Source organism: Flavobacterium pectinovorum (genome assembly GCF_022802975.1).
In the GTDB taxonomy this organism is placed as follows: Bacteria; Bacteroidota; Bacteroidia; order Flavobacteriales; family Flavobacteriaceae; genus Flavobacterium; species Flavobacterium pectinovorum_B.
In genome coordinates this window covers 119989-137679 of the sequence record NZ_JAFEVZ010000003.1, presented here as the reverse complement: position 1 = coordinate 137679, position 17691 = coordinate 119989, and the positions used below count along the sequence as shown (strand labels likewise).

General features: G+C 34.6%; 17 protein-coding genes and 2 tRNA genes. 10 read left to right on the top strand and 9 right to left on the bottom strand.

Translation table 11 applies throughout. The features are described from left to right. Window positions 1-26: 26 nt before the first annotated feature. The 5 genes from FLV_RS05555 (at window position 27) to FLV_RS05535 (ending at window position 7734) form a co-directional block, all read left to right on the top strand. On the top strand, window positions 27-4910 hold the full coding sequence (locus FLV_RS05555) for a T9SS-dependent choice-of-anchor J family protein (RefSeq protein WP_243231703.1): 4884 nt from the start codon (window positions 27-29) through the stop codon (window positions 4908-4910). Window positions 4911-4959: 49 nt separating this feature from the next. Then, window positions 4960-5715 carry a monofunctional biosynthetic peptidoglycan transglycosylase gene (gene mtgA, locus FLV_RS05550; RefSeq protein ID WP_243231701.1) on the top strand — a complete coding sequence of 252 codons (756 nt, stop codon included), beginning with the start codon at window positions 4960-4962 and terminating at the stop codon, window positions 5713-5715. Next, window positions 5705-6661 (top strand): lipid A deacylase LpxR family protein, encoded by a 957-nt coding sequence (locus tag FLV_RS05545; protein ID WP_243231699.1) that lies wholly within the window; start codon window positions 5705-5707, stop codon window positions 6659-6661. Before mtgA ends, FLV_RS05545 begins: the two co-directional genes overlap by 11 nt. Before the next feature lie 308 nt (window positions 6662-6969). Beyond that, a complete protein-coding gene (locus tag FLV_RS05540) occupies window positions 6970-7299 on the top strand; it encodes a YegP family protein (RefSeq protein WP_243231697.1) in 330 nt (109 codons plus the stop codon). Window positions 7300-7434: 135 nt separating this feature from the next. Beyond that, window positions 7435-7734 (top strand): hypothetical protein, encoded by a 300-nt coding sequence (locus FLV_RS05535; protein ID WP_243231695.1) that lies wholly within the window; start codon window positions 7435-7437, stop codon window positions 7732-7734. Between the two features lie 364 nt (window positions 7735-8098). Here the strand turns inward: FLV_RS05535 and FLV_RS05530 are convergent, their stop codons facing one another. Further along, complete coding sequence (locus FLV_RS05530; RefSeq protein ID WP_243231692.1) at window positions 8099-8662, bottom strand: DUF6642 family protein; 564 nt, start codon at window positions 8660-8662, stop codon at window positions 8099-8101. 154 nt (window positions 8663-8816) lie between these two features. On the opposite strand from FLV_RS05530, the gene FLV_RS05525 reads away from it, so the two are divergent. Both FLV_RS05525 and FLV_RS05520 read left to right on the top strand, forming a co-directional pair. Beyond that, window positions 8817-8990 carry a hypothetical protein gene (locus FLV_RS05525; RefSeq protein WP_243231690.1) on the top strand — a complete coding sequence of 58 codons (174 nt, stop codon included), beginning with the start codon at window positions 8817-8819 and terminating at the stop codon, window positions 8988-8990. A gap of 343 nt (window positions 8991-9333) precedes the next feature. Then, on the top strand, window positions 9334-9810 hold the full coding sequence (locus tag FLV_RS05520) for a hypothetical protein (RefSeq protein WP_243231689.1): 477 nt from the start codon (window positions 9334-9336) through the stop codon (window positions 9808-9810). 144 nt (window positions 9811-9954) lie between these two features. Here FLV_RS05520 and FLV_RS20030 read toward each other — a convergent pair whose 3' ends face one another. From FLV_RS20030 to FLV_RS05510, 3 genes are all read right to left on the bottom strand, one after another. Further along, complete coding sequence (locus FLV_RS20030) at window positions 9955-10158, bottom strand: GIY-YIG nuclease family protein (RefSeq protein WP_410745950.1); 204 nt, start codon at window positions 10156-10158, stop codon at window positions 9955-9957. 42 nt (window positions 10159-10200) lie between these two features. After that, window positions 10201-10274: transfer RNA gene (locus FLV_RS05515), tRNA-Ala, on the bottom strand. Window positions 10275-10284: 10 nt separating this feature from the next. Further along, window positions 10285-10355 (bottom strand) — tRNA-Cys (locus FLV_RS05510). Window positions 10356-10462: 107 nt separating this feature from the next. Here FLV_RS05510 and FLV_RS05505 point away from each other — a divergent pair. The 3 genes from FLV_RS05505 to FLV_RS05495 all read left to right on the top strand — a co-directional run bounded on the left by FLV_RS05505 (window position 10463) and on the right by FLV_RS05495 (window position 12670). Next, a complete protein-coding gene (locus tag FLV_RS05505; protein ID WP_243231687.1) occupies window positions 10463-11227 on the top strand; it encodes an enoyl-CoA hydratase/isomerase family protein in 765 nt (254 codons plus the stop codon). A gap of 162 nt (window positions 11228-11389) precedes the next feature. Then, window positions 11390-11842: a 6-pyruvoyl trahydropterin synthase family protein gene (locus FLV_RS05500; protein ID WP_243231685.1), complete on the top strand. Its 453-nt coding sequence runs from the start codon at window positions 11390-11392 to the stop codon at window positions 11840-11842. Between the two features lie 84 nt (window positions 11843-11926). Beyond that, window positions 11927-12670, top strand: a complete 744-nt coding sequence (locus tag FLV_RS05495) for a UDP-2,3-diacylglucosamine diphosphatase (protein ID WP_243231683.1) — start codon at window positions 11927-11929, stop codon at window positions 12668-12670. On the opposite strand, the gene FLV_RS05490 is transcribed toward FLV_RS05495, so the two are convergent. The 5 genes from FLV_RS05490 to rsmI form a co-directional block, all read right to left on the bottom strand. Further along, complete coding sequence (locus FLV_RS05490; RefSeq protein ID WP_243231682.1) at window positions 12667-13023, bottom strand: hypothetical protein; 357 nt, start codon at window positions 13021-13023, stop codon at window positions 12667-12669. The two genes, FLV_RS05495 and FLV_RS05490, sit on opposite strands and share 4 nt — an antisense overlap. 172 nt (window positions 13024-13195) lie before the next feature. Continuing rightward, window positions 13196-14476, bottom strand: a complete 1281-nt coding sequence (locus FLV_RS05485; protein ID WP_243231681.1) for an MFS transporter — start codon at window positions 14474-14476, stop codon at window positions 13196-13198. Beyond that, the gene (gene recJ / locus FLV_RS05480; protein WP_243231680.1) at window positions 14469-16166 is read right to left on the bottom strand and encodes a single-stranded-DNA-specific exonuclease RecJ; all 1698 of its coding nucleotides are present in this window, start codon (window positions 16164-16166) and stop codon (window positions 14469-14471) included. Before recJ ends, FLV_RS05485 begins: the two co-directional genes overlap by 8 nt. Before the next feature lie 224 nt (window positions 16167-16390). Further along, window positions 16391-16735, bottom strand: a complete 345-nt coding sequence (locus FLV_RS05475) for a HopJ type III effector protein (protein ID WP_243231674.1) — start codon at window positions 16733-16735, stop codon at window positions 16391-16393. Between the two features lie 157 nt (window positions 16736-16892). Beyond that, on the bottom strand, window positions 16893-17612 hold the full coding sequence (gene rsmI / locus FLV_RS05470; protein WP_243231672.1) for a 16S rRNA (cytidine(1402)-2'-O)-methyltransferase: 720 nt from the start codon (window positions 17610-17612) through the stop codon (window positions 16893-16895). Window positions 17613-17691: the final 79 nt, after the last annotated feature.

The window sequence follows — 17691 nt, the reverse complement described above, 5'->3', positions numbered from 1 at the left end:
GCCACTAACTAAAAACAATCCCAAACATGCAAAAAACTACACTTGTTGTTCTTTTTTCTATTTTTAACCTACTTTTTTTACGAGCAAATCCAATTGCCGAAACCAAAATTGCCGAACCTAGTTTTAGTGTTACCGTTTCTTATACCGGAGATGTTGAGGTTACATTTAATGATTATGACTTTATGTCAACTTATGAATGGCAATTTGAATACGGTCCAATTGGTTTTAAATCCGGACAAGGCACCGTTAGAAGCGTTTCAGGGATTCACTTTTACAGATTTACCGTAAATCCTTTATATGGCTATGATTTTAGAGTCAGACAAAGGTATTTAACCAACAACAATCTTGTGTGGACAGATTGGTCCTCGGTAAAAACAATTTTCCCAACAAGTGATAAAGTTTTTTCGGTAGGATATACTACAAATTTTGATACTCAAAGTGAAACAAAATTAGAATGGAGGGGATTAATTTATAAAAATTCTTCCAGCACTGCAGGAATCTATCAGAGTCAGGACAATCATAGTGAAAATAATAAACCAGGATTTTCAATGAGCATGACAAATTATAGTTATGCTACTGGTTCTGAAATAGCTTTAGTATCTCCAAAATTCAATGACTTGGCAACCGACAGGAAAATAAAATTTTGGACTTATGGCTATGGCACTGACAGCGAATTGCTTGTAGGAACAATGACAAACCCAAATGATCTAAGTACTTTTCATTTGCTTTCACGTCCAGAAACTACACAGGGCTATGGCTGGAATCAGAAAACGGTTTATTTTAATAATTATAAGGGTACTGATCAGTATATTGTATTTTTATTTAAAAGAAAATATTATGGTGCCAATACGAATATAAGTATTGATGATTTTAGCTACGAAACAGCTGCTAATTGTTATGATCTGACTAATTTTTCGCTGACAAATGTAGAACAGAATTCGGCTCAGATAAATTTTGATTCTCAAAATCAAAATGATTATGAAGTTAGTTTAACCAATGTTGTTCGGCGTACGACCGAAATTGTAAAGTTTCAGGGCAGTTCTTACACTTTAACAAATTTAATTGGGAATACAGATTACGAAATTAAAGTAAGGGCTCATTGTGTTGATGATTTATATTCTAACTGGACAAAAACGATTAGTTTTAAAACTCCTTGTACAGTAATTTCGGGATATTACAGTACCTCGTTTGAAGGTGCAAAATATGTTGATCCCTGCTGGAGTACAATTGAAAATAATTGCTTAGTAAGATCTAGCATGGAAAATCTGGGAGAAACGCCAAAACTAATAGCTAAAACAGGTGAGGCAAGTATCAGAATGTCCGATTTTGTAGGGACTTTAAATGTAAATAAAGCTTACCTTATAACGCCTTATATTGCAGACTTAGATGCTGATAAAAGAATAAAATTTAGCCTGATAACTTATAGCGGAGAGGAAACATATAACCGTACAAGTCTTACAATTGGAACCATGTCTGACCCTAAAGATGCCTCAACATTTGTAGCCTTAAAGTCGATTTTGCCTTCAGAAATGAATGAACTTCAAAATGATAACAAATCTTCAGAATGGAAAGAGCATACCGTTTATTTAGATAATTATATAAAAAGCAATAATCATCATTACATTGCAATTAGGTATAATAATGAAGGCAAATCACAATTTAATATTGATGATTTTATATATGAGAAAGCACCTTCTTGTAATGAACCTCTGAATCCAGTGACAGTTGATTTTGGATATGATTTCGCAACAGTAAAATGGGACAATTACAAACCAGCCTCAGAATGGCAGATCGAATATGGACCAAAAGGTTTTGAGCATGGAAAAGGAACAATTGTCACGGCAACGGGTTATCCTTTTAAAATTACAGAATCGATATTAGGGGGAACTGATTATGACTTTTATGTGCGTTCTAAATGCGGAAGTAATTATAGCGGATGGTCAGATCGGGGATATTTTAGAACAAACTGTGAAGGTTTTACGGCAGGTTACACTGATGGTTTTGAAAATGTTTCTTTTGAAAAAACAGGGTGTTGGACCAGAATAGTACCTTACTTTAATCAAAGATGGTACAATAAAAATCGTTACATTTCTGAAATAAAGGGGAGTGCGGGAACTTTGATACACAGTGGTACAAAATCTATTTGTGTAACCAACCAAACAGATGATCCTTTTCCGGCTGGTACAGGTGAGGATGCTGATCGTGTTGTATTGGTTTCACCAAGGCTGAAAGATCTTGATCACTATAAAAAAATTGTTTTTTGGTTAAAAACAAGAGCAGGAATTTCAAAGGGACCAATAGAAGTTACCATCGGGACATTAGCTGATCCTAGAGATTATAATACGTTTACGACCTATAAGGTTTTAACTGTTCCTGTCGGAAATACTGATAAGTGGATCAAATATGAAGTAGAGTTTTCAGATTATTACGGAACAGATAAGTTTGTTGGTTTCAAGCATAGTTCCAAAAATCAGCGATTAGATTACTTTTATATTGATGATTTTGAATATGTTCAAAATGAATGCCCAAGATCAGGACTATTAGGTGCCAGACAATCAGGATCTGATAGTGCTTCTTTAGACTGGAGAGATAATAATACAAAAAAAGCATCAGAAAGCTGGGATATAGAATATGGACCAAAAGGTTTTGCAGATGGTCAGGGAACTCTTGTCAATGTAAATACTAACCCTTATAATTTGACAGGTTTAGCGCAAGGAATCTACGACTATCGGGTGCGGGCATATTGCGAAAAAGCAATAGTAAGTGAATGGTCAGATCGTTATACTTTTAAAATTGGATGCACAGAAAAAGCGCCGTTTATTGAGAATTTTGATCAATATCCGCTGTCTAATGAAATTCCTAATTTTTGCTGGACTAAAAATAGTTTTCTTGATACGCAGCTTTACGAATATTACTTGCCAAATATAAATAGCGGACCAAATGTCTTTTATCTTCAAAACAATGAGGATACTGCACTTTTGGTATCGCCTTATTTAGATGATTTTGATCAAAATAAAAAAATTAAATTTTGGCTTAATCAGCAAATAACTGCTGCCGATTTGAAATTTGCTAACTTGATTATTGGAACTATTAAGAACCCTATTGATATAAGTACTTTTGAACCGTATCAATATATTTCATTAGAAGAATTACGAAATCTCCCTGTATACGGAAAAGAGATAAACGTTGACTTTTCTGAATACAAAGGAGCCAATAAACAAATCGCTTTTCGATTTGTAGCCGAGAATTTAGAATTTCAAGGAACCAATCGGGTTTTAATTGACGATATTTATTATGATCAGACTCTGTCATGCAAGGATCCTGTAGATGTTGTGTTTTCAAATATAAATAGTGAATCATTGCAAATAAACTGGACTTCTAAAAATAAAACTTCAGAAAAGGTCGAGATAGAATATGGCCAGACAGGTTTTGTTCCGGGAACTGGTAAAATTGTTGTTGTCAATACAAATGAAATTAAGATTTCTAATTTAGAAGAAGGAACCTCCTATCAGTTTTATTTAAAAACAGTTTGTGATTCTGGAAATTCGATTGTGGTGGGGCCAAAGAAAATTGAAACTACCTGCAAAAGCAAATCGCTGCCGTGGATAGAAAATTTTAGCAATTTAGGAAATTATGGGGCAAATGTACTGCCGGACTGCTTTAAGCTTTTGTATGGAGATTTGACATTAGAAAAGACTGCTGTTTCAGATAATTATTATAGTTATGGCCCAGATTATATACGTACCGGATATGATGATACAAGTTATTTGCATATAAGAGGGAGTCATCGTACAGAATTGATGACGCCAATGTTTTTTATGACTGCCGGCACAACATATAAATTTAGTTTGAAAGCCAGAAATAGTTACGAGTACAGAACGCAGGGAGTAGGTCTTTCTGTGGGTAGGGGGCAGAACGACTATAATATGGAGACAAATATATCAACATCGGGTTCCGGAAGACTTACAGAATATAATTATACTGATCTGTCTTATTACTTTACTCCTATGATTTCTGGTGATTACAGTTTTTTGATGAATTTTTCAAACTCCGGTGCTCCTAATTTAGTGGCAGATAAATTTGAATTAAAGGAAGGGTATAAAGCAGCTGTTGATGGAAATAAAGTATTAACTGTCTATGATTTTCAAAATGAAATTTCAGATGATGTAATTTTAGAAGAAACTACAAATTCTTATATCGATGTTGAATCTGATAGCCAATCCATCAATAATAAAATTGTTGTGATGAAAGGAAGCAGCAGTTCTGATGAGTGGGTAACTGCTTCAAGTAAATCTGTTTCCGGGAAAATAGCAGAAAATCCAGTTTCGGTTTGGGAATTAAATCAAAGAAGCATTACAAAAGTTAACACAAAAGTAGATGCCAAAAAGGCAACCTCTTTATTTATGAGTTTTGTCTTAAAACAGACTTTTGTTAACAGTAATGCCGAATCAATGTTTAGGGTTGTTGTAAACGGAAACGTTTTAGGTGAGATAATAAAACCCGTAAAAAATAGTGGAGACAATTTTGAAAAATATTTATTTGACTTAACTCCGTATGTAGGTTCAGAAATTAGAATTTCGCTGCAGCATATCGGAAAATCTTATTTAGGGGATAATGCCTATTTAGATAATCTTAGCTTTGCTAAAACAGTCGAAAGTTTGTCAGTAGATAAGAATATAATGACAGACTTTAAATATTATCCAAATCCGGTAGAAAATATTTTAAATATAGAAAGTAATTCAATAATTTCGAATTTAGAAGTTTATGATGTAAACGGACAATTGCTTTTTGAGAATAAATATTCAGATTCAAAAATATCGGTCGATTTTAAACAATTTTCAGCTGGTTTATATTTGATTGTTTTAAAAAGTGAAGAAAAGAAAGAGATTTTTAAAGTGATAAAAAAATAATTGTAAGCTCTAGTTTGGGTGGTGCAATTGATAAACAGAATTTAATATAATGGCAGCACCCAAAAAACCAACAGCAGGTAAATCAAAATCATCTTCAAAGAAGTCAAACCGCTCTTGGGGAGAAAAAATAAAATGGTTTTTTATTAAAGCTGCTTTATGGTTTTTCGGAATTTCAATAGCATCAGTTGTGATCTTTAAATATGTACCGGTACCGTTTACACCGCTTATGGTAATTCGTGCCATCGAAAATAAAATGGCAGGAAAAGAAGTTTATTTTGATCATGACTGGGAGCCTATCGAAAAAATTTCAAAAAATCTTCAAAAAGCAGTCATTGCCAGTGAAGACGGAACTTTTTTATATCATAACGGATTCGATTTCAAGGCACTTCAAAAAGCATATAAAAGCAACGAGCGCGGACGCAGAATTCGTGGCGGAAGTACGATTTCGCAGCAGACAGCCAAAAACGTTTTTTTGTGGCAGGGAAAAAGCTATTTCCGTAAAGGTCTTGAAGCTTATTTTACTGTTCTGATTGAAATTATCTGGGGTAAAGAACGTATCATGGAAGTTTATCTGAACAGTATCGAAATGGGCGATGGCGTTTACGGTGCTTATGCCGCAACAGAACATTGGTACCGACGTGATGCTTCGAGTTTAACCCCAATGCAGGCAGCCGGTATTGCAGCTATTTTGCCAAATCCAAGGAAATTTAAAGCTACAGGATCTTCGAGTTACATTAATAGACGAAAAGAAAGAATTGTTCGTGAAATGCGTGCGGTTGGAAAAATCAATTACGATGGAAAGTAAAAAAAGCTTTTTTGCATTCCTGATATTAATTACAACCTTAACTTTTGGACAGGGAAAAACAACCGAGATAGGTTTTATAACAGATAACGATTTGTACACTTCGTCTAAAAACGATATGTATTATACCAACGGGATGGAACTTTTTTATCGATTTTTAACTAAAAATAACAATGAAAAGATCAATAAAAAAATTACCGAATTCAGAATCGGGCAATATATTTACAATCCCAGATTTATTAATGAAGCAGCCGTTACCATAAACGACCGCCCTTTTACAGGATATCTTTTTGCAGAAGCAGGACGAAGCTTTTTTTACCAAAGCGAATCGGTTTTAAAAACTGATTTTCAGTTGGGTTACATGGGACCGAATGCTTTTGGAGAGGAAACACAGGAGAGTTTTCATCATATTATTGGGTATAAAAAAGTGTATGGCTGGGAAAATCAGCTTCATAATGCATTTGCCATACAGGCTCATGTGATGTATTCGAAGAAATTATTCCCAACAAAACATCATGATTTTATTGACGTGCATTTTCAGTCGGAAGCCAATCTCGGAACTATTTTTACAGGAGTTTCTACAGGATTTTTAGCCCGGTTTGGATTTAAAAAGCTACTACCGGTTTATGATTCTAATTTACATGATGCTTCAGTAAGTTTTGAACCACAGTTAAATATCCGTGAGTTTTACTTTTATGCAATGCCAAGTTTGAATTACCAATTTTATGATGCCACAATTCAGGGCAGTATGTTTAATGATACCAGTCCCGTGACTTTTGAGCTGGAACCCTTGCGTTTTAATGCTGAAGCAGGCTTAAAGTACCGACGTAATAATTTTAATATATCATATTCGTTTATGTATCGTGGGAGAGAACTAAAAGATCCCGATACAAATACCAATAAGGGGTATTTTTACGGTTCGATTCGTTTAGGATTTTTGCTGAAATAGTTTTATTAAATTGACAATTTACGGTTAACCATAAAATCGTGTTTCTAAGTTTTGTATTTTTATATAATACTGAACTCGTTGGGTGTAATTATTAAAAACGTCAGTTCGAGTTTTTTTTGTGTAGAGAAACGGAACAAAAAAAGTATCGAGAACCGTTTCTAATACTAATTTTTCTGTTCTCAATACAATCTCGATGAAAAATCGGGATCACTCGAACTGACGAAAAATTATCATCAAAAACTAATTAGACCCAATAGGTGGTGCAGAATAAAATTATTTCTAACTTATAATTTAAACCAAAAAACAGCATGGGAAAATTTGTAATTACCAAAAGAGCCAACGGAGAATTTCAATTTAATTTAAAAGCCGGAAATGGCCAGACCATTTTGACAAGTGAGGGATATTCAAGCAAAGCAGCTTGTTTAAATGGAATAGAATCTGTAAAAACCAATTCGCAGGACGATTCAAAATTTGACAAAAAAGAATCCTCAAACGGAAAGCCGTATTTTAATTTGAAAGCATCAAACGGTCAAATCATTGGCGCAAGCGAAATGTACGAAAGCACCGCAGCCAGAGACAACGGAATTGCATCAGTAAAAACCAACGCTCCGGATGCTGCTACTGACGATCAGGCTTAAGTTTGAATTTGAAACAATATAATTGAAAGCTCTCGTAAATGAGGGCTTTTTTGTGGGATTTCAATTGCGTTTAAAATAAAGTATTGAATTTTAATATTATATTTGTATAATTTATGAAACAATAAATATCATATTATGATAGAAATAGTTGAAAATTATGAGAACTACGTAAATAGTTTGCCGGAATTAATTAATAAGTCATATTATAAAGCCGAATTTTTTATGCAAAAATTAGGTTTGAAACATGCGACTTATTATAGAAAATTGAGGTTGAAAACGTTTACTTCCCAAGAAGTAAAATTGATCACTGCTTTGCTTTATCCCGAAGAAATGTTGGTTCAGCAATTACAGAAAAGTGAGGAAGATATTAAAGCAGGAAAAACAATTGACTACACGGATTTTAAAGAAAAATTAAGAATCAAGTATAACATCTAAGTTTATAGGGTTTCTTTTGTTGTCCCAAAATAATACGATGTAAATTATAGCGGGCTCTATTTTATAAAAAACATAGACATCTTCAGTCAATAAAAATTTCAGGTAAAAAGTTTTTTTGTGTTTATGTCCTATGTGGCTGTTTAGTTTAATGATGTCTAATACAGAAATGGTTTTTTTTGCAAATGAAGAAGCCTTGTTTTCCGAGTATTTGCTTATTATTTCAAAATATGATTTCTCAGCATTTTCAGTAATTTGTATTTCCATTTCGTTCAGTTGATATACAAATATAAATTACTTTAGTTAATAAAATTATTTTTTAGCGAAATTAATCTTACAATTGTATGTGAATTAAACTCTAAAATATTCAATAATACAATCTAAAATCAAGGAGTTTGCAAAGGTCGTAATGCTTTTCGTAGAGTGTTTCTACAATTTCAATCAGATCGTCTTCTTCCTGGCATAATTTAAAAAAGGCTTTGTCGACAGAACCGGTACTGGTAAATTTATTAGAAACCGTTCCGTATCCGGAAATAGCTCTTGCTCCGGTAATGTCCAGAAAATACTGCGCTTCTTCTTCGTTTAAATCCAGTATTTTTGAATTGGCAAAATGCAGAATTTTTCCTTTCATTTTCCCTTCAAAAAGCTCGGCAATTTCTTCTAAACTGTAATAGTAGTCATGAAGGCAAATATTGTTGGCTTCACCTTTCATCACGAGATAAATGATTTCGTAATCTTTAAAATTATGATCGTCATACAATAAAGTATTCAGACTTTCTTCGAGACCTTCTATGGTGTCACAAGTTTTATAAATACTCGAAATGCCCTGATTAAAAGCCAGTTTTTCAAGGCTTTTAACGACTTCGGTAGCAGTGTTATTTTCTATATCAGAGACGCCTTCAAGGCAGAAAATAAATTTATCAGAATCCATGACAATTCGTATTTTTTTAAGCTTTGACAGCAATTTAATTATAATTGATCAGATATAAAAGGCTGTAAAAACAGTTTAACACAAAGATGAGGTTTAACCTTTAGATAATATGCTGAAGTTTTAAAAGCGTTATTTTTAGTTTAAAATTAAAATTATGGAAATCAATTGGATAGTAATAGGTGTTGTAGCAATTGTGTTAATTGCACTGATTTTGTTTATGATTAAAAAAAATCAAAAAGAGAAAAAGAAATTAACGGATTTTTTAAATAATGACTTTAAAAAAGCGGAGGAAGACGAACCGGATTTTGATAATGCAGGCGAACGATAGTTTTTTAGTATTGAATGTCTAAATGTACTCGTTGGGTGAAATTGATTAAAAAAATGATTTGATTATAAAAGTATAAAATCGGGAGTAAAACATCATTTATAACTTAAGGAATTGATGTCATCCTGAGCGGAGTCGAAGGCTTTTGAGTGCAAAAGGACCTTGGTTAAGTTTGTCCTGAGCGAAGACGAATGTACTCAGTCTGACGCTTATTTTTAATTTTACCCAACGGATTAAATCTGTATTTTCTTATTTTATTTAGGGTGTTGGTTTTGATTTGGCTTAATAATTGATTTGCTGTGATTATATTATGTTAAAAAATTGAGACCTCTAAAAAAAATAAAATATGAAAAACATTTTACTTTTCTGCTTGTTTTGTACCACAGCAATAGCTCAGAATAAAAATTTTAATGTAGAGTACAATATAATTACCTGGAAAAAAGTTTTTGATGAGCCATTGAGTATATCTGATCTGAAGAATAATCCAAGGCTTGAATTTAAAACCGATTCGACTGGAAGTATTAAAAAAGGCATTGAAAATTCTAACTGGCTGAAAGAATACACGGCTGATTTTAAAATTGAAAAAAAGACAGGAAGATATCGCGCTTCGGTTTATAATATAAGATTCTATGATTCGGAAGTACGTGTAAACTCCGGAGAAACAAAAACGATAAGTTCTTCAGATTATCCAATAGAAAAAGAGTGGTTAAAAAATGATGGAACAATTAGAGGTTCATTATTTTGGTTTAATATTACAGAAACAATGAATCCATTTCTAACAGAATTGTTCACTGCAAAAAAAACAGTTAAAGAAGATTGGTAAGTTCTAAATAATAAAAAACCGTATTACAATCAAATAATACGGTTTTTTTGTGGAGAATACCGGATTCGAACCGGTCACCTTCCCGATGCATCGGGATGCTTTAGCCTTTTGTTTCTATTAGTTTTTCTATATATTTTCTGCTTTTCATTTTTTTATTTGTAATTCTCTTTGGCAGGCTTCGCTTCGGGTTAAAAAAGTTTCAAAATATTTTAATTCCCAGTCCTTCGTTATTTTTGTGTATTTGCTTCTACTGTTCAAATGATCTTGTAAACGATGTTCAATATCTTGGCAAGAACCAATATAGTATTTGTTAATCGTCTTTGAATAGATGATATAAGTGTAGTACATAAAGTATATAAATGAAAAAACCCAAACAGTGTTTGGGTTTTGTGGAGAATATCGGATTCGAACCGATCACCTCTTGCCTGCCAGGCAAGCGCTCTAGCCAAATGAGCTAATCCCCCTTTTCATATTTGGAGTTTTATTAGAATCGAACCATTACCTTCCCGATTGCATCGGGACGCTCTAGCCAAATGAGCTAATCCCTCATAGCGACAGCAAATAAAGTCAATTAATTTTCAAAAAACAAATTTAAGAGAGTTTCAGGTAAAATATTTTTCAAAACCGTAACTTTACGTTCAAAACTATTTTTATGAGTTTAGAAAATCAAAGCGGATCTTTACTGACTACTTTTCAAAATGCTGTTGCTACAGTACAATTTGGACATCCGGCAAGTAATTCTTTTCCGAGGCAATTATTGGATCGTTTGACAGCCGAAATTAATTTGCTGAGCAGAAACGAAACCATTTCTGTAATTGTCCTTCAAAGCGAAGGTTCGAAAGTGTTTTGTTCAGGCGCTTCCTTTGATGAACTTTTACAGATAGAAAATGAAGAGCAGGGAACCGAATTTTTTTCCGGTTTTGCCCATTTGTTAAACGCAATGCGAAACTGCACCAAACTTATTATTGGCCGTGTTCAGGGAAAAGCTGTTGGCGGCGGCGTAGGTATTATTGCCGCCTGTGATTACGTTTTGGCAACACCAGACAGTGCTGTAAAGCTTTCGGAATTAGCCATCGGTATCGGCCCCTTTGTGATCGAGCCTGCCGTTTCCCGTAAAATTGGTAAAACAGCGACGACCCAAATGACTTTGGCAGCACACGAATGGAAACCCGCAAGCTGGGCTTTGCAAAACGGACTTTTTGCAGCACTTCATAACACAGAGGAGTTGGATATCGAAGTTCAAAAAATGGCTCAAAAACTTAGCTCATACAATCCTGAAGCTTTATTCGAAATGAAGAAAATTATTTGGGCCGATACAGAACAATGGGAATCACTGCTTTTTGAACGTGCAGCAATTTCAGGCAAACTGGTTTTGTCAGATTTTACAAAAAGAGCTTTATTGCAATTTAAGAAATAGTTTTTTCAGGAGCTGTTCCTGCTGTCCGCTATATCTTTTCCTCGCTAAAGAAGCGAGAAAAAGGATGCCGCTCCCATCAGGGCTAATTCGTTAAACAAGACCTTTTCGTTAAACAAGACTATTTCTCGCTTGTATTTCTTAAATTTGCAAAAAAAATAACCAATGAGTAATATCAGAATTACAAAACAATTTAGTTTCGAAACCGGACACGCTTTATATGGTTACGACGGAAAATGCAAAAACGTTCACGGACACAGTTACAAATTATCGGTAACCGTTATTGGTTCACCAATTACGGATCGGTCAAATGTAAAATTCGGAATGGTGATTGATTTTTCGGATCTAAAGAAAATTGTAAAAGAAGAAATCGTCGATCAGTTTGATCATGCAACCGTTTTTAATGAAACTACTCCGCATATCGAATTGGCAAACGAATTAAAAAATCGTGGGCATCACGTAATTTTGGTCGATTATCAGCCAACCAGCGAAAATATGGTAGTTGATTTTGCAGACAGAATCGTAGCAAGATTACCTTCAGGAATTAAACTTTTCTCCCTAAAACTTCAGGAAACAGATTCTTCATTTGCAGAATGGTTTGCTAGTGATAATCTGTAAAAAGTAAAATGTTCTCAGTAAAATGTGAAAAGCAAATATTTACATTTTACATCTCACAAATCACATCTCACAATAAAATAATAAATGAAAAAAATATATTTTGCTTCTGATCAGCATTTTGGAGCTCCAACTCCGGAATTGAGTTTGCCTCGTGAAAAGAAATTTGTAGCCTGGCTTGATGAGGTAAAAGAAGATGCCGAAGCTATTTTTTTATTAGGTGATTTATTCGATTTTTGGTTCGAATATAAAACCGTTGTGCCAAAAGGCTTCGTTCGTGTTTTAGGTAAACTGGCAGAACTTCGCGATAGCGGAATTCCAATTTATTTTTTCGTAGGAAACCACGATTTGTGGATGAACGATTACTTTGAAACCGAATTGAATATTCCGGTTTATCATTATAATAAAGAGTTTACTTTTAACGGAAAAACTTTTTTACTGGGTCACGGTGACGGAAAAGGTCCCGGAGATAAAGGTTATAAAAGAATGAAAAAGGTATTTACAAATCCGTTTTCAAAATGGCTTTTCCGTTGGTTACATCCTGATGTTGGTGTAGGTTTAGCACAATACTTATCCGTAAAAAACAAACTCATTTCTGGTGATGAAGATGTGAAATTTTTGGGTGAAGAAAACGAATGGCTGGTTTTGTATGCCAAACGTAAACTCGAAACCAAACATTATAATTATTTCATCTTCGGTCACCGTCATTTACCTATGATTATTCCTGTTGGAGAAGATTCAAAATATGTAAATCTGGGCGACTGGATTGGTTATTTTACCTACGGTGTTTTTGACGGTGAAACGTTTGAACTCAAAAAGTTTGAAAACTAATTCCTGCCTGCACCATAAACATATTCATCCAGATCTAATCGAAACAAAGTTCCTTCAATCAAATCCTTTATGGATTTTATTTCTTTCATCGAAACAGCTAAATCTACTTGTGATAAAGGCGTTTTGAGTAAAAATTTATGACAGCTGTTTTTTAACTGACAGGATTCACAACAAGTATTTTCGATAAGGCTGTCTTCAATCAAATCACAAAACTGATTCAATTCGGCAATAGAAAGATAAAACCCGGTTTCCCTGAAAACCAATTGTATTTTATCTAATATCGTTTTGTTTTCCTTTTTCCAGTAAAAGGAAACTCCAAAAGTGTTATGGTATATCTGTTCAATATCTTTCATTATAAATCCTTTATTTCAACAAATATAAATATTATTTATATTAATTCTAAATAAAAAAATCATAAAATTGTGAAAAAAATCTTTACCATATAAGTGATATAAGTTTTTTTAGTTTATTTCGAAATTCTTTTTAAATGAACTTATATCACTTATATGGTTTAAAAAGGTTTTACTATTCAATATTCTGATGATCTTCCATATCTTTTTGAAGATCTAAATTTCTAAAAGTTGGAGAAGCCGCTCCGAAGCCTAAAACGGTTAACAGGGTCATACTTCCTCCAAAAACGACAGAAGTTACAGTTCCCATTAATTTGGCCGTTAATCCGCTTTCAAAAGCACCTAATTCATTAGAAGAACCAACAAACATTGAGTTGACGGCAGAAACGCGCCCGCGCATATGATCGGGAGTTTTAAGCTGTAGAATAGTCTGGCGAATTACTACTGAAATTCCGTCAGCAACTCCGCTTAAAAATAAAGCCGCAACTGACAACCAGAAAATAGTCGAAATTCCGAAAAGAATAATACACAAACCAAAAACAAAAATGGCTATTAAAAGTTTCATTCCTGCCTTTTTGTACAAAGGAACATAAGCCGAAATCAGCATCGTTATAAAAGCGCCAATAGCAGGAGCAGCCCTTAAAATACCAAAACCTTCGGGGCCTACTTTTAGAATGTCCTGTGCAAAAATAGGTAATAAAGCTACGGCGCCGCCAAAGAGAACCGCAACCATATCTAAAGAGAGTACTCCTAAGATGGTTTTATTGTTGAATACAAATTTGATTCCTTCCTTGAGGCTGTCCATTACCGGTTCACCAATTTTAGGATTCAGAATAGGTTTTTTGCTAATTTGCGATAAAGCGATTAAGGCAAAAACGGAACATCCAAAAACAGTACACATAGACCAGTGAACTCCAATAAAATTGATTGAGAATCCTGCTACTGCCGGCCCCAAAACGGCTCCGATCTGCCAGACAGAACTGCTCCAGGTAGCAGCATTTGGATAGGCTTTTTTAGGTACGATTAGAGACAAAAGCGAGAAAATGGTTGGGCCGAGGAAAGCACGAACCAATCCTCCAAAAAATACTAAAGCATAAATTGAATATAAAATAGTATGAGCAGGTAATCCGCCTACGACTTTTGGCCAGGTTAGTAAAAAAAGTCCGAAACTAATTACGGAGAATCCGAGGATGCATTTTACCAGTAAGCCTTTTTTTTCTCTTTGATCAACCATGTGTCCGGCAAATAAGGCCATCGAAACAGCCGGAATTACTTCCATCAGCCCAATTAATCCTAACGAAAGCGGGTTTTTAGTTAAACTGTAAACTTCCCATTCAATTACAATAAACTGCATGGACCAGGCAAATACCATGGCAAAGCGTAATAATAAAAACACATTAAATTCTCTATAGCGTAACGCCTGATACGGGTCGTTTTTTTTCTCTTTATTATTCATTTTTTCTAATGTCTTTTAACATCAATTGAGTAGAAATTTTGTCATTCCACTCGTTTTCAGAAAGCGAATACGCTAATTGAAAAGGTTGTTGATTTTGTGTGATTTTTATTTTTTCGCCAAGTCCAAAACCTATTGCGGCAATTCCGTCCGAATTATTTTGTTTTACAAACAGTCTTAGATGTTCATCATCTGCACCCAAAGTTTTTCCGTAACCTGTATCTTTTATATTCGAAGACATAAAAACCGGAGTCATGTTTTGTGGGCCAAAAGGTTCAAATTGTTTTAAAATCCGAATGAGTTTTGGAGTTATATCGGCAAAATCAATTTCGGCATCAATTTCGATTTCCGGAGTCCGCATTTCGGGATGAATAGTTTCTTCGACACATTTTTCAAAAGCGGCTTTAAAAGCCGGATAATTTTCTGCCTTCAAAGTCATTCCGGCGGCGTACATGTGTCCTCCAAATTGCTCCAGATGTGCTGAACAGGTGTCTAATGCATTGTAAACATCGAAACCTTTTACAGATCTGGCCGAAGCAGCATATTTATCACCGCTTTTGGTAAATACCAAGGTAGGACGATAGTAGGTTTCAATTAATCTTGAAGCTACAATTCCGATTACGCCTTTGTGCCAGTCTTCCTGAAAAACAACGGTCGAAAAACGTTCTTCTTCGTTATTTTCTATAATTTGCTGAAAAGCTTCTTTAGTGATTTTTTTGTCTAAATCTTTTCGGTCTGCATTGTATTGTTCAATTTCTGAAGCAAATTGCTGTGCCTGTTCAAAATCAAATTCGGTTAACAATTCGACAGCATGATTGCCGTGTTTGATTCTTCCCGCAGCATTAATTCGGGGAGAAATGATAAAAACAACATCGGTAATATCTAAAGTTTTCTTTTTAACCTGATGCACTAAAGCTTTAATTCCAGGGCGTGGGTCGCTGTTAATTACCTTTAGTCCAAAATAAGCCAGAACACGGTTTTCTCCGGTAATCGGAACAATATCCGCAGCAATTGCGGTAGCCACCAAATCCAGATACGGAACCAGATCTTCTATAGTTTCATTTCGGTGTTGACCCAAAGCCTGAATCAGTTTAAAACCAACTCCACAGCCGCATAATTCATCGTAAGGGTAGGAGCAGTCTTCTCTTTTTGGGTCTAAAACAGCAACAGCATCCGGGAGAAATTCTCCGGGACGGTGGTGATCACAGACTATAAAGTCAATGTTTTTTGCTTTCGCGTAGGCAATGTGATCGATTGATTTGATACCGCAGTCCAAAGCGATAATTAAAGAAAATCCGTTGTCGTCTGCAAAGTCAATTCCTTTAAAAGAAATTCCGTAACCTTCGTCATAACGGTCCGGAATATAAGTCGCAATATTGGGATAATGCGATTTTAAATACGAGGAAACCAAAGAAACAGCAGTTGTTCCGTCAACATCATAATCGCCAAAAACCAGAATATTCTCCTGATTTTCAATCGCCAGTTCAATTCGGGAAACGGCTTTGTCCATGTCTTTCATCAGATACGGATCGTGAAGATGTTCTAATGAAGGTCGAAAGAAATTCTTCGCCTCTTCAAAAGTTTCAATTCCACGCTGAATCAATAGCGTTGCTACAAAATCTTCTACATTTAAGGCCTGTGCCAAATGTTTGATCTTATCTTCAGAAGGTTTTGGTTTTAAGGTCCAGCGCATTGTTGATTGATTGTAGATTTTTTATTCTGTAAAACGTTTAATTTTAACTGGTAATTTTTTTGTTTTACCACTGATTAAAATTATTTTATGGATTTTTTTAATCACAAATTACACAAATTTCCGCTAATTCAATTTGTGAAAATTTGTGCAATTTGTGGTAAGATATTCGTTTTCAAGATTGGCTAAGTTTTAGACGTTCATATTGTAGATTCTGAAATCTAAAATTATTTCAACTCCAGAGCATTTCCTTCAAACTGAATTCCGTTCCAGCCTAAATTGATGAAATTTCTAATGTTTTGGTGGTTTGTTCCATTTGGATCACCTAAAACTTCTTCAAAATAAAAAGCGCCAAAACAGGCTAAAGTTTCTTCTTTGTTTAAGTTTTGCAATTTTGCGAAAGAAAATAATTTGCAGGAACCTGAATTTTCGCCCGCAGCATTATGTTGAGTTCCGTTTTGAAAAGCAGTTGGAGTAAAGTTGTAGTTTTCCTCGATTACTGCAATAGTTTCCGGGAATGTGATTTGTGTTGGAGTTTGTTTTACTTTTTCTAAAAAGGTTTGAATGCTCATATTGATGGTTGTTTTTTTTGCCACAGATTAAAATGATTATAATGATTTTTTATTTTTTTTGCCACGAATTTGCTTCGTCTGTTCGCTATCGCTCGAGTCGTGTTGAACCTTTTGTTAATCTGTGATAATCATTTTAATCGGTGGCTGAAATAATTATTTATTCTTCTTCATCCTTAGAAAACTTACTTTTCTTAGGTTCTTTTATGATTGTTTTTCCGGCAACGACCACTACAATTTCGCCTCGTGGAGCTGTTTTTTCAAAATGTGCCAGAACTTCTTTTGCAGTTCCGCGTACATTTTCTTCGTGTAGTTTTGATAATTCTCTTGAAACACAAACTTGTCTTTCTTCTCCAAAATACTGGATAAATTCAGCTAAAGTTTTGACTAATTTATGTGGCGAAACATACAAAATCATCGTTCGGGTTTCTTCGGACAAAGCCAAGAATCGGGTCTGGCGTCCCTTTTTTTCTGGAAGAAAGCCTTCAAAAATAAAACGGTCATTTGGAAGTCCGCTGTTTACTAAAGCGGGAACAAAAGCCGTAGCGCCTGGAAGGCATTCCACTTCAATTTTATTTTCAACACAGGCACGAGTCAATAAAAAACCCGGATCTGAAATTGCGGGGGTTCCCGCATCTGAAATCAAAGCGATGGTTTCGCCGGCTTTCAAACGGGCAATTAAATTTTCAGTGGTTTTGTGCTCGTTGTGCATGTGATGGCTGTGCATGTGCGTGCCAATTTCAAAATGCTTTAAGAGTTTACCGCTCGTTCGGGTGTCTTCGGCCAAAATCAGATCGACTTCTTTCAAAACCCGAATGGCTCTGAAAGTCATGTCTTCAAGATTGCCGATTGGCGTTGGAACGATATATAATTTAGACATAATAATTTAAATATTTAAACACAGATTGCACAAATTGACACAGATTATAAGTGCTTTTGAAAATTTTAAAAAGAAAAAA